The 12,433-nt window shown below is 69.0% G+C and carries 13 protein-coding genes; 3 read left to right on the top strand and 10 right to left on the bottom strand.

Annotated elements, in window-relative coordinates; translation table 11 throughout:
* Nucleotides 1-234 precede the first annotated feature (234 nt).
* Both ACIQCS_RS21710 and ACIQCS_RS21715 read right to left on the bottom strand, forming a co-directional pair.
* The gene (locus ACIQCS_RS21710) at nt 235-1,416 is read right to left on the bottom strand and encodes an acetyl-CoA C-acetyltransferase (protein WP_345848699.1); all 1,182 of its coding nucleotides are present in this window, start codon (nt 1,414-1,416) and stop codon (nt 235-237) included.
* Between the two features lie 39 nt (nt 1,417-1,455).
* Nucleotides 1,456-2,451: an alpha/beta hydrolase gene (locus ACIQCS_RS21715; protein ID WP_345852011.1), complete on the bottom strand. Its 996-nt coding sequence runs from the start codon at nt 2,449-2,451 to the stop codon at nt 1,456-1,458.
* 88 nt (nt 2,452-2,539) lie between these two features.
* On the opposite strand from ACIQCS_RS21715, the gene phaR reads away from it, so the two are divergent.
* Nucleotides 2,540-3,106: a polyhydroxyalkanoate synthesis repressor PhaR gene (gene phaR / locus ACIQCS_RS21720; RefSeq protein ID WP_345848698.1), complete on the top strand. Its 567-nt coding sequence runs from the start codon at nt 2,540-2,542 to the stop codon at nt 3,104-3,106.
* A 40-nt stretch (nt 3,107-3,146) separates the two neighbouring features.
* Here the strand turns inward: phaR and ACIQCS_RS21725 are convergent, their stop codons facing one another.
* Both ACIQCS_RS21725 and ACIQCS_RS21730 read right to left on the bottom strand, forming a co-directional pair.
* Entirely contained in the window at nt 3,147-4,202 is a 1,056-nt protein-coding gene (locus tag ACIQCS_RS21725; RefSeq protein ID WP_345848696.1) for a methyl-accepting chemotaxis protein, read from the bottom strand.
* 49 nt (nt 4,203-4,251) lie between these two features.
* Entirely contained in the window at nt 4,252-5,073 is an 822-nt protein-coding gene (locus ACIQCS_RS21730; protein WP_401531798.1) for a class I SAM-dependent methyltransferase, read from the bottom strand.
* A 51-nt stretch (nt 5,074-5,124) separates the two neighbouring features.
* On the opposite strand from ACIQCS_RS21730, the gene ACIQCS_RS21735 reads away from it, so the two are divergent.
* Complete coding sequence (locus tag ACIQCS_RS21735; RefSeq protein WP_086130804.1) at nt 5,125-5,313, top strand: hypothetical protein; 189 nt, start codon at nt 5,125-5,127, stop codon at nt 5,311-5,313.
* 8 nt (nt 5,314-5,321) lie between these two features.
* On the opposite strand, the gene ACIQCS_RS21740 is transcribed toward ACIQCS_RS21735, so the two are convergent.
* From ACIQCS_RS21740 to ACIQCS_RS21760, 5 genes are all read right to left on the bottom strand, one after another.
* Nucleotides 5,322-6,227, bottom strand: a complete 906-nt coding sequence (locus ACIQCS_RS21740; RefSeq protein WP_345848692.1) for a retropepsin-like aspartic protease — start codon at nt 6,225-6,227, stop codon at nt 5,322-5,324.
* An 80-nt stretch (nt 6,228-6,307) separates the two neighbouring features.
* Nucleotides 6,308-7,468 (bottom strand): aspartyl protease family protein, encoded by a 1,161-nt coding sequence (locus ACIQCS_RS21745; RefSeq protein WP_401531800.1) that lies wholly within the window; start codon nt 7,466-7,468, stop codon nt 6,308-6,310.
* A gap of 19 nt (nt 7,469-7,487) precedes the next feature.
* On the bottom strand, nt 7,488-9,050 hold the full coding sequence (locus ACIQCS_RS21750; protein WP_345848688.1) for an ATPase, T2SS/T4P/T4SS family: 1,563 nt from the start codon (nt 9,048-9,050) through the stop codon (nt 7,488-7,490).
* 56 nt (nt 9,051-9,106) lie between these two features.
* The gene (locus ACIQCS_RS21755; protein ID WP_345848687.1) at nt 9,107-10,588 is read right to left on the bottom strand and encodes a hypothetical protein; all 1,482 of its coding nucleotides are present in this window, start codon (nt 10,586-10,588) and stop codon (nt 9,107-9,109) included.
* 75 nt (nt 10,589-10,663) lie between these two features.
* Nucleotides 10,664-11,371: a helix-turn-helix domain-containing protein gene (locus ACIQCS_RS21760; RefSeq protein ID WP_345848685.1), complete on the bottom strand. Its 708-nt coding sequence runs from the start codon at nt 11,369-11,371 to the stop codon at nt 10,664-10,666.
* A gap of 84 nt (nt 11,372-11,455) precedes the next feature.
* Between ACIQCS_RS21760 and ACIQCS_RS21765 the strand changes: the two genes are divergently transcribed.
* Entirely contained in the window at nt 11,456-11,899 is a 444-nt protein-coding gene (locus ACIQCS_RS21765; protein WP_345848684.1) for a DUF6265 family protein, read from the top strand.
* Nucleotides 11,900-12,016: 117 nt separating this feature from the next.
* Here the strand turns inward: ACIQCS_RS21765 and ACIQCS_RS21770 are convergent, their stop codons facing one another.
* On the bottom strand, nt 12,017-12,274 hold the full coding sequence (locus ACIQCS_RS21770; RefSeq protein ID WP_086130635.1) for an ATP synthase F1 subunit epsilon: 258 nt from the start codon (nt 12,272-12,274) through the stop codon (nt 12,017-12,019).
* Between the last annotated feature and the right edge of the window lie 159 nt (nt 12,275-12,433).

Below are 12,433 nucleotides of genomic sequence, written 5' to 3' on the forward strand. Positions count from 1 at the left end.
CCCTCGAGCGGGATGCTCGAACTGGCAATCATTCGGACATAAAGCTGCAACGCAAGGGACAAGGAATGACGCGCCGCGCGACGACTCGAAGGTGTTGCAAAAATGCGACTATGAATTGATGAAAATTACAGATTCAGGTTCGTTCATATAACATTCAGCAAGCGAAATGGTGTGTTGTCACACCAATTCGCTTGCTTCCCAGTCGCTTGACTGTCCGGATTCGTCGTGTGCTTTTCAGCGCTCGACGCACATCGCGATTCCCATGCCGCCGCCGATGCAGAGCGTGGCCAGGCCCTTCTTCGCGTCACGCTTCGCCATCTCGTAGATCAGGGTGGTGAGTACCCGGGCGCCCGACGCGCCGATCGGGTGGCCGATCGCGATCGCGCCGCCATTGACGTTCACCTTGCTCGCATCCCAGCCAAGCTCCTTGCCGACCGACAGCGCCTGCGCGGCAAAGGCTTCGTTCGCCTCGATCAGGTCGAGGTCCGCGATCGTCCAGCCGGCCTTCTCCAGCGCCTTTCTGGAGGCCGGGACCGGGCCGATGCCCATGATCGACGGATCGACGCCGGCAGTGGCCCAGCTGCGGATCGTCGCGAGGATCGGCGCGCCGCGCTTCTCGGCCTCGGCGCGCGACATCACCACCAGCGCGGCGGCGCCGTCGTTGAGGCCCGATGCGTTGGCCGCGGTGACGGTGCCGTCCTTCTTGAAGGCCGGGCGCAGGCCCGCGACGCTCTCCAGCGTGGCGCCGGCGCGGATATATTCGTCGTCGGCGACGATCGTGTCGCCCTTGCGGCCCTTGATCGTGACCGGGGCGATCTCGTCCTTGAAGCGGCCGGCGGCGCGAGCGGCCTCGGCCTTGTTCTGGCTGGCGACGGCGAATTCGTCCTGCTCGGCGCGCGTGACCTGATATTGCTCGGCCAGGTTCTCGGCGGTGATGCCCATGTGATAGCCGTTGAACACGTCGGTCAGGCCGTCCTTGATCATCGTGTCGACCAGGGCGACGTCGCCCATCTTGGCGCCGGCGCGCAGCGCCTGGGCGTGGTTGGCGAGCGACATGCTCTCCTGGCCGCCGGCGACGACGATGGTCGAATCGCCGGTCTGGATCGCCTGGGCGGCGAGCGCCACGGCGCGCAGGCCCGAGCCGCAGACCTGCTGCACGCTCCAGGCGGGCACTTCCCTGGGCACGCCCGCGGCCATCGAGGCCTGGCGGGCGGGGTTCTGGCCCTGCGCCGCGGTGAGCACCTGGCCCAGGATGACTTCGCTGACTTCCTCGCCCTTCACGCCGGCCTGTTCCAGCGCCGCCTCGATCGCGATGCGGCCCAGCTCGTGCGCGGGGGTGCTGCCGAAGGCGCCGAGGAAGCTGCCCACGGGGGTGCGCTTGGCGGCGGTGATGACGACGTCGGTCGGGTTGGCCATGGGAAACGACTCCTGCGAATGGTCTTTTGTGGTCGCGCGTTATCTAGTGTGCACTGCGGCAAGAAGCCAGTCGCGCAGCGGCTCCCACACCATGGCGCGCGCGCGGCCGCCGACGATCATGCCGACATGGCCGAGGGCGAGGCTCCGGCGCTCGGCCAGGCCGGCGGCGGTGGCGGCGGGAACGATGCGGTCGGTGGTGGAGAGCAGCTCGAGCGCGGGGTAGGCGAGGCGCGCGGGAAGGATGCGTGTTCCCCGCACCCACCAGCGGCCGGCGCCCGGCCGGTCGGCGCGGAAGAGGCGCTCGAACATCTCCTGCCCCGCGGCATAGGTGAGCGGCGCGCCGGCATTGGCCCAGTCCTCCAGCGCGACGAAGGCGCGGGCCTGGCCGCTGTCCGGCGCCAACCGGGCGAATCGCTCGAACTTGGCGATCGTCCGGGCCGGATCGAGCTGCCAGAAGCCGGCCTGCAGCACTTCCATCGGCACCAGGCCGAGCCGGGCGCAGGACGGCTGCGCGGCTTCCCATTGCGCCGCAATGGCTGCGCGCGCGAAATCGCCATAGCGCCGGAAGCGCCAGGGGGCGGCGATGGTGACGAGCCCGCGCGCCGGGCGCAGCATCGCCGCGGCCGTGGCGAGCGTCCCGCCCAGGCAATAGCCGGCGAGCAGCGGCGACTCGCCCAGCGTGTCGAGCAGGGGCAGCAGCAGTTCGGCGATGTGATGGTCGATGCCCTGGCCGCGATCCTCCGGCCCGGGCGTGCCCCAATCGACCAGCAGCGGCCGAAGCCCTTGAGTCGCCAGCCATTCGAGCAGCGAATTGCCCGGCGCGAGATCGAGGATGAAGGGCGGATTGATCAGCGACGGCACGAAGAGGACGGGCGGACCGCTGCCGCCATAATCGCGCAGCGCAGCGCGCCCGGCGGTGGCGATTGCGGGCCGGGGCGCGCGCTCCGCCGGCCTTTCCGCCTCCTGATAGGCCTTCAGTCCGGCGAGCGCGGCGGCCCGCCGCTCGGGCGATGCTGCGGTCTCGCTGCGCAACAGCGAAAGGAACAGCGGCAGCGGGCGCGGTCCGTGTTGCGCCGCAGAATGAAACGATGATAGATATGTTTCACTCACCTGGGGGCCTTAGATGAAGAAGAGCGCTGCTGGCACCGGTCCGGTCATCATCAAGAAGTACGCGAACCGGCGACTCTACAACACCGAAACCTCGTCCTACATCACGCTGGACCATCTGGCCGCGATGACGCGCGAGGGGCGCGATTTCAAGGTGGTCGATGCCAAGACCGAGGAGGACATCACCCATAATGTCCTCACCCAGATCATCATGGAGGAGGAGCAGCGCGGCCAGACCATGCTGCCGGTGAACTTCCTGCGCCAGCTGATCGCGCTGTACGGCGATTCGATGCAGGCGATGGTGCCCGGCTATCTGGAGGCCTCGATGGAGAGCTTCCGCCGCAACCAGCAGCAGTTCAAGTCGGCGGTGGAAGGTGCCTTCGCCAACTCGCCCTTTGCCGAGATGGCCAAGCGCAACATGGAGATCTTCGAAGCGGCGACCCAGGCGTTCAAGCCGGGCCAGGGCCCTGCTGCGGGCGCTGCGCCGAGCACGCCGGCACCGGCCGCGGAAGGCGACGATGTCGCGGCGCTCAAGGCGGAACTCGCCCGGCTGCAGGACAAGATCGAGAAACTGGGTAAATAGTCACGACTCCCCTCCCTGGAAGGGAGGGGCTCGGGAAGAGTTATGAACGCCCCCGCAGCCCGCCCAGCGCCGCGCGAATTTCCTCCAGCGTAGGCATCTTCTGCTCAATGACGCAGCGCAGGCCCAGCCCGCCAAAGCCGTGATAGTCGGTGGCGCTGGCGAAGGCGATCGTGTTGTCGCCGCGCACTTCCGCGCCGCGCACCGCATTTGGCGGCAGCGCGACATGCTCGCCATGTCGCTTCCCGGCGGACGTGGCGACGATCCGGTCCTGCTGGTCGACGATCGAGATGCTGGTCCGCCCCCAGTCGCGCTCGCCGAACAGCGACCGGTCGGAGATGATCGCGGGGATGTGTCCCTCCCAGTCGAACTCGAGATAAAAGGCGCCGAGCGGCCGCCCGTCGCGACCGCGCGGGCGCACGCCGGTGACGAAGACGAGCACCGCGCGATGGTCCGAATAGGGGTTCAGCCACACTTCGTCGGTGAACCATTCGTCGCGCCGGTGGCTGCGGATCGCGTTCAGATATTGCGGCGCGCTCGACAGGTCGACGCCGCGCACGCGCGCATGCGGATCGGACGCGGCGATCACCTTGCCCGCGTCATTGGCGAGGAAGGCGTTGACGTAATAGGGGGAAATCCCGGTGAGCAGCGCCAGCCTGGCGTCTGCCGCGGCAATCGTCTCGGGGCTCGGATCCTCGAGCGCGGCGACCACTTCGGCATCCGACGCCATCACGCGCAGATCGATGCTGCGGCCATAGAGGTGGCGGGAAACGTTCTGGATCAGCGCCTGGGCGAGCTCGACCAGGCGGGTACCCTCGATCTCGCTCACCATCTCGTCGGCGATGCCCGCGCCCATGGCGAGGCGCTCGCGCACTTCGGAGCGGAACTCGATCGAGGCGCCGCGCGCCTGTTGCGCCAGCGCCTTCACTTCCTGCGCCACCACCGAGAAGCCGCGCCCGGCCTCGCCCGAGCGCGCGGCTTCGATCGCGGCGTTCAGCGCGAGCAGGTTGGTACGCGCGGCGATTTCCTCGCTGGTCGCGGCATAGCTGTCTACTTCCTCGCGGAGGACCGACAGAAGGGTTCGAATTCGGCGTGGCACATGTCAGTGATAAGACGAGACGGTTAATGCCCCGTTTAGCACGAAAAAATCAGGGTTTCCTGAACTTTAGCGTCATCCGGTCGCTCTCGCCGATCGCGGCGTACTTCGCGCGGTCGACATCCTTGAGCGTGTAGGTGGGCGGCAGCGTCCATACGCCCTTGGGCCAGTCGGCGGTGTCGCGCGGATTGGCGTTGACCTCGGACGCGGCGACGAAGACGAAGCCGGCCTGCTCGGCCAGGCGGCGGACGGTCGAGACCTTGATATAGCCGCTGGTCTTCTCGCGCGCGTCGCTCGCGCTCTCGGGCAGGCGATGATCCTCGATGCCGAGCGTGCCGCCCTTCTTCAGCATCGCGAACATCTGCTTGAAAGCCTCGGGCGCATAGTCCTGGTCGCCGCGCTTGTAGCCCATCCGCCAGTTATGGACGTTGCGGAAGGTGAGGACGATGTCGGCGGTGCCGTCGGCCACCTTGGGCTGGCCGGCCTCGGCCGGGAAGGCGACGAGCCTGGCATGGCCGTAGAGCGCCGGGTCCTTGGCCTTCAGCGCCTCGACCGCCTTGCCGCCATTCGGGAAGTCGGGGCCGATCGCGGCGTAATATTGCCCCTTGGCGCGGGTGAGCGGCGCGAGGATCTCGGTATACCAGCCGCCGCCGGGCCAGATCTCGACCACGGTGTTGCCCGGCTTCACGCCGAAGAAGTTGAGCGTGTCGACCGGATGCCGATAGGGATCGCGCGCGACATTGGCCGGCGTGCGGCTGGGCGAGGCGACTGCTTCGGCGATGGCCGAGCGCTGCGTGCGCGGGGCTCCGGTGGCGACGCTGGCCACGGCGACGGCAGTAGTGAGTACCGCAAGAACGGTCAGGGTCTGGCGCACGCGAATTCCCTCCCTAGATGTCGTCCGCGCATTTGGGGGTTCTTCGGTTCGATGCAACAACAATTATGGTTCGGTGCGGCGGGCGCGGCAGCGATTGCGGTGGTCAGCGCCCTGGGCGAGCATCGCCGGCGGCGGCGCACGCGGATCGACGATGTCGGCTATGTGCCCTGGCAGTTCCTCCAGGTGATGGCGATGCTGGGCGCGGTGATCCTGGCGAGCGTGGCACTGAATATGCGCTGAGGCGTGGCCTAGCGATCCGTTGCCGGGCAAAGCGCGACGCTGGAGGAGCGCTGGTCGATGAGCAGCGCGAAATGCTGCAGGGCATGGGCCCCCACCAGGAGTTCGGGATAGCTGTCGGAGATTCGCACCGTCACATCGGAAAGCGTCGCCGCGCCGATGCGGAACGGGCCGTGGAGCTTCGCGCTGCCGGTCTTCACGGTCGTGTTGGTCAGCTTGCCCTCGCCCGCCGCCTCGATCGCGCCGCCGCCGACCTGATCGAAGAGCGGCCGGGGAAGGACGAAGGCGACATTGGCGCCGGTATCGAGATTGCCCTGGGTCACGACCTCGCCGATCGTCACCGGCACCCGGAAGGCGCGTTCATAGCCGAGCACACCCGGCGCGCCCGGCACCAGTCCGGCGCGGGGGGTGAAGCTGAGCCTTCGCTTCGGATAGTCGATCACCAGCAACCCGTCGGCAAAGAAGGCGCGGCCCAGGATTCCGGCGAACGCGGCCGCGGGCGCCATCTTGCCGCTATAGTCGCGGGTCATCACTTCCAGATCGTGGCGGACCAGACCGCCGAGCTCGACCGACGCCAGGCGGACGGTATCGACCCGTGCCGATGCCACGGCATCCGAGGTCTCGGCGGCGCCGACGATCGGCAGCTTCAGTTTCGCGACCAGGCTGGCATCGGCGCGGCCCATGCCGCTCGCGCCCGTATCTACGGCGAAGCTGTACGGCCCGCCGCCATTGACCCGCACATCGACATAGATGCGGCCGTCGATGATGCGGAACGGCACGCTCAGCAGGGCATCGGCAGACGCTTTCTCCACCAGCGCACAAATCGCCGGCCGGTCCGGGCCGGCCATGGCGGGGCTGGACCCGATCCCGGCCAGCGCGATCGAAGCGGCGAGGTTGCGCGCGATTCTCCAGCCCATGATCGTATCCCCGGCCAAGTGTATTATTTGAGTAATGCACTATATCCGGGATGCGTCAATGGCTGCCCTCGGCGCCTGCCCTAATAGAATTTCCGCAGCGTCAGCCGACGCTCGCTGCCGTCGCACAGAGTGAGCGCCACGGTGCGCCCGGGCGCGCCCGCGCTCCATTCGACCGGACGCCCGGCGACGGGCAGGCCATCGGCGGCGCAGATCGTCTCGCCTTCGCGCCAGCCCGTCTCGGCGGCGGGGGAGCCGCGCATGACGTGGAGCACGCGCAGATGCGTGTCCTCGGCGCCGAGCAGCAGCCCGCTGGTCGAGCGGAGGACCGGCGCGGCGGCCATGGCTCCGGGTTGGAGCACCATCCGCCCGGCGCGCGGATCGAGCAGCACGCGGTAGCGCAGCAAGAGCCCGGTGCCGATCCGGCCGGCGACGCCTTCCGCAACCGAATAGGCGCCTTCCTCCTCGATCCGCAGCTCGGTCTCCGGCAAGGCGACGCCGGCCAGGCTGAAGCCGGTCAGCACGGCCACCTCGGTCACCGTCGGACCGCCGAGCCCCCAGCCCAGCGTGGTGCTGAGCCGGGCGCCGCGATGGCCGGTCGATGCCCAGGCGGCGTGGCTCAGGGTGATCGCGGCGCCGTCCCCGGTATCGACGAGCAGCGGGCGCAGGCGGACGCCTCCGAACTGGATCTCGCTCAGCGGCACGCTATTGCCGGGCCTCACCCGGAGCGGCGCGGTCTGCCCGGTGAAGGGCAGCCGGCCCGTTGCAAGGATGCGGAAGCGGCGCGTGGGATAGTCGATGTCGAGCGCGCAGCAGCTCAGCACGTCGCTGCCGATGACGAGGTCGCCGCCAAAGCGGCCCTCGCTGGGGACGTCGGGAATGGCGATCCGTCCGCCGCGCCGGGTGAGCCCGCCGACGACCAGGGTGCCGCCCGGTGCCCAGTCGATCTGGATGGCGCCGCCGATCGCGCGCGCGCTCTGGCGCCGGACGGTGGCAAGGCGCGCCCGGGCAGCGAAGTCGCGGGTAACGATGGTGTTGGTGAGCCCGGTGTCGAGCACCGCGCGGACCGGGCGGCCGTTCAGCACCGCCTCGAAGCTGATCTGGTTGCCGGGCGTCAGGTCGAACGCGATCCAGCGCGCCTCGCTGTCGGACGCGAGGGTGATGCCGTCCTTCGCTTCCTCGCCGCTGGAAACGGGAGGAGCCGAAGCGAGCGCGAGAGGCAGGAGGAAGCCGAGCACCGGCATGGTCTAGCCGGTCAGGCGATCAGAGGCACGCCTCGAGCAGCGCCTGGTCGAAGCCATATTGCTTGGCCTTGTCGAGCGTGTAGGGGCGCAGGCCCATCGAGCGATATTCGCCGATGATCTTGCCGTCGGCGCTCTCGTCCAGATACTCGAACTTGAACAGTTCCTGGGTGACGATCACCGGGCCTTCCATGCCGATCACCTCGGTGACGTTGGTGACGCGGCGGCTGCCGTCGCGCAGGCGCTTCACCTGGATGATCAGATCGACCGAATCGGCGATCTGGCGGCTGATCGCTTCCTTGGGCACCTTGATGTCCGACATCATCACCATGTTCTCCATACGGGCGAGCGCCTCGCGCGGAGAGTTGGAGTGAAGCGTGCACATCGAGCCGTCATGGCCGGTGTTCATCGCGGCGAGCATGTCGAAACACTCGCTGCCGCGGATTTCGCCCAGGATGATGCGGTCCGGGCGCATGCGCAGCGCGTTCTTGACGAGGTCGCGGATGGTCACCTCGCCCTGGCCTTCCAGATTGGGCGGGCGGGTCTCCAGCGGCAGCCAGTGCGGCTGCTGCAGGCGGAGTTCGGCTGCGTCCTCGATCGTCAGCACGCGCTCGCCCGGGTCGATCATCTTCGACAGGGCGTTGAGCATCGTCGTCTTGCCCGAGCCGGTGCCGCCCGAGATGACGATGTTGAAGCGGCTGGCGCCGGCGATCTTGAGCGCGGTCGCCATCTTCTGGCTCATCGATCCGCCCTGGGCCATCATGTCGAGCGTGATCGGCTTGGCCGAGAATTTACGGATCGAGATGGCGGTGCCGCGCAGCGAAAGCGGCGGCACGATCACGTTGACGCGGCTGCCGTCCTTCAGGCGGGCGTCGGCCAGCGGCGTGGTCTGGTCGACGCGGCGGCCGACCGAGTTGCAGATGCGCTGCGCGATCTGGAACAGATGCTCCTCGTCGCGGAACTGGATGTTGGCGAGCTCGAGCTTGCCCTTGCGCTCGACAAAGGTCTGCTCCGGGCCGTTGACCATGATGTCCGAGATGGCCGGATCGGCGAGCAGCTCCTCGAGCGGGCCGAGGCCGAGCAGCTCGTCGACCAGCACCTTCTCGAGCGCGAACTGCTCGCGGCGGTTGAGCGTGAGCTTCAGCTCGGCGAGCACTTCGCCGATGATCGGGCGGAATTCCTCGGCCAGCTCGTCCTTGCTGAGCGTGGCGGCCGCTTCGGGATCGACGCGCTCGAGCAGGCGCGGCAGCACCTGCTCCTTGATGCGATGGATCGAGGCTTCGAAGCCCTCGACGCGCGAATTGCCCTGCTCGCCGGCCGCGGCCTGGCGATCGGCGAGGCGCTGCATTGCCTCCGCGCTGGCGACGCTGGGGCCGTTCGGATCGCGCTGCTCGAACCCGTCGGGCCCGGCGCCCTGGCCGGGCAGCGGCACCGAGTTGATCGGCGGGAATTGTTCGCCGCCGAGCGGCACGGGGTCGATCGGGCGCGGCAGCGGGCCGCCACCCTGCATCGGACGTGCGACACCGAATGCCGGCCGGCCCGCCGGTCCACCCCCCAATCCGCTGCGTCGTCCGAAAGCGCTCATCAGAATCCAATGTCCCCTCGATGGGCGAGCGTTAACCGCGAAGGCTTGAGATTTGCCTAATCCGCTGCCGACCCCGGGGCCGCGCGGGCGCAGCCGCTATGGACCGCCATAAGCTTCTCCCCCTCGTGATCGTAGAGCGGCATGCGCCGGACGGCCGCGCAGCGCCGGACATAGCGGGCAACCTGGGCGACGTTCGCCTGGTTCAGCGGCGCGGCCGGAAGCGGTTCCTGCACGACGACGGTCTCCGGCCCGGCGCGCAGGACGCGGCGCAGCTCGGCCACTTCGTCGATGCCGCTCGCGCCCGCTTCCGCGCCTTCGTAGAAATGAGCCGGAAAGGCCAGGACGCTGGGCGGGGCGCTGCCGGTCTCGGCATAGAGATAGCTCGGCATGCCGAAGACGAGCAGCCGGCCATGCGGCGTGACCTGGCGCACCTGCTCCACCAGCGCGGCCGCGGCCGGCCGGGCCCGGGCGCGGACGCGCAGGTCGAACATGTCCGACGTCGCCAGGTTGAGGACGATCAGCGCGGCGAAGCCGAGCGCGCCGATGCCGGGCCGGGCGAAGAAGGGCGCGCTCAGCACCGCCAGGGGAGCCAGCAGGGGCAGGGCATAGTGGAGATAGAGGCCCGGGAAGATCGCGACGGCCAGGATCGCCGCCACCGCCCAGCAGGCGAGGAAATCGAGCGGGGCGGGCCGGCTGGCGCGGCCGCGCAGATAGCCCAGGACGGCGAACAGGAGCGGAAGGCACAGCAGCCCCGCCAGCGCCAGCGCGCGGGCGAGCCGCCCGGCATCATAGGCGCGGGCGAAGTTCGACAGCACCAGCGCCTGCCACAGCTGCGGAAAATGCCCCATCCACCAATAAGCGAGGCCGATCGCGGCGAGGGGCAGCGCGCCGATCGCGGCCATCGCGGCGGCGCGGACCGCCAGCGCGCGCCAGCCCATGCCGCCGCGTGCCAGGATCGCGAGCGTCGCGATGCCGAAGAACAGGGCTTCGAACGCCGCCGATTGCTTGAAGCCGATGGCGAGGCCGGCGGTGAACATGCCGAGCAGCACGGGAGGCGGCAGCACGCCGCGCCGCAATTGCGCGATGCTGGTGGCGATCGACCAGGCGGTGGCGAGGATCAGCGGGTTGTAGAAAACCGCCGCCTCGCCATTCCCGCCGCCGAAGCGGGTGAGCAGCACGCAATAGGCGATGCCGGCCATCAGCGCCGCCGGAAAGGGCGCGATCAGCCGGGCGATCCGCGCGGTGCCATAGCCACCGAGCGCGGCGCAGACCGTGGCGACGAGCTGATAGGCCAGGGCCGAAGCATGGATGCGGGCGATCGCGGCATAGGTGAAATAGAGGAGCGGCGGCTTGCGGTCCCAGATGTCGACATAGAGAAGGTCGCCGGCGAGGAGCCTGCGCCCGACCAGTGCGAAATACTGGTCGTCCACGGCATAGTTCCACTCGCCATAGGCCGGCCAGCGCACTGCCAGCGCGACGAGCAGGAACAGGGCGAACAGTGCCGGGCGCGCGCGTTCGGGGCCCTGCCAGCGCGCCATTGCCATCGTCCTGGATCCCCCTTCCCGTTCGCCGGAGAATAGGCGCATGGGGTTAAGGCCGGGTAGCGGCCATGCCTAGAGGAAAGGTCCGCGTGCGCGGGTGCGGGCATCGCTGGGCGGCATGCCGGCAAGGGCCCGGAAATCGCGGGCCATGTGCGCCTGGTCGGCATAGCCGCGCGCGGCGGCGGTGTCGGCGAGCGTGTCGGTGCCCCGCTGGACGTCCTGCAGCGCGCCGCGGAAGCGGAGCAGGCGCAGATAGGCGCGCGGTGCCAGCCCCAGCTCGCGGGCGAAGATGCGTTGCAGGCGGCGGTGCGGCAGCCCGGTGCGCTCGGCGATCGCGGCCACGCTGTCGGCCGCGAGGATCGCCTGGGCGAGCGGCGGCGGCACGATGCCGGCCAGCGCATGGCCGAGGTTGGCGACCGGATCGCCTTCCAGCAGCGCCGCCAGCGGCGAATCGGGCGCGACCGCGATCCAGTCGTCGGCAAAGCGGGGGCAGGGCGCGCCGCCCAGCGCGTGCCAGGCCCAGGGCCACAGCTTGATCGCGGTGAAGCGCGCATCGCCGCTGAACCCGAAGCGGATCGGACGGTCGGAAAGGCCGGTGGCGAAATATTCCGGCTGGGCGCGCCGCCATTCGGAGCGGCCCGTGTGGCGGCGGATCAGCTCGATACAGCCATCGGGCGTCGCTTCATGCTCCACCCAGCCCGGCCGGCTGGCGGCGAGCGTCCACACGGCGGCGACGAGGCCGGCGAGTGCGGGCGGCAAGGGCAGCTCGGCATAGTCCATCGCGCCAGCCTCGCATGTCGCGTCGGTTCAAGCCAGCGGCGGCGGCGCGGCGTAACGCGCCGCAGGAAACAGGGAGGATCCGAGATGATCGCCAACATCATGCTGCTCGCGGGACTGGGCCTGGCCGGCCCGCAGGAAACGCCCTTCGGCTGGCTGGTCGGCAAATGGTGCACCGAGCCGCGGGGCGGCCGCACGACCTGCGAGACCTGGGAGCGGATGGGATCGGATCGGGTGATGCGCGGCGTCACCGTCACGACCAGCGCGAAGGGCGAGCGGCGCGAGCCGATGCGGATCAGCGGCGATGCGGGCGGGTTCGTCTTCCACGCCGAGCCGGCGGGGCAGGCCGCGACCGATTTCCAGGCGTCACCCGGCGATGCGGTGGCGCAGGGCATCACCTTCGTCAACGCGGCGCATGATTACCCGCAGCGCATCCGCTATTGGCGCGAGGGCGAGATGCTGATGGCGGAGATTTCGCTGGCCGATGGCGGCAAGCCGATGCGCTGGGCCTATCGGCGAATGAGCCGGTAGCGCGGCGAAAGCCGGGATCTCAGGCCGCGAGAGGCGGGACGAGAGCTTCCCCGGGGATCCCGGCTTTCACCGGGATGACGGAGCCGGCGGGTTCGATCCGCCGGCTTCCTTCGCGATTCAGCCTTCGGCCTTCTCGGCGAGGACCGTCAGGCCCTTCTCGTTCACTTCGGCGAAGCCGCCTTCGATGCGGATCGTCTCCGGCGTGGTGGCGCCGGCCTTGTAGATTTCGAGATTGCCGTCGCGGATGGTCGACATCAGCGGGGCATGGCCTTCGAGCACGCCGAAATCGCCCTCGGTGCCGGGGACGACGACCATGTGCACTTCCTCCGAGCGGAGGAGCTTTTCGGGGGTGACGAGTTCGAAGTGCAGGCTCATTTTCTTACCTTACTCCCTCTCCCCTTCAGGGGAGTTTGGGATTGGACGGGTCGATCATGCCCCCGGCATGATCTGGAGACAGCCGGGGCTGTCACCACCCCAGCCAATCCCAAACTGGCTGGGGAGAGGGGGAGAGCGGTGCGCCTGGGGTTCAGGCCC

This window comes from Sphingomonas sp. NPDC092440 (assembly GCF_044754985.1).
In the GTDB taxonomy this organism is placed as follows: Bacteria; Pseudomonadota; Alphaproteobacteria; order Sphingomonadales; family Sphingomonadaceae; genus Sphingomonas.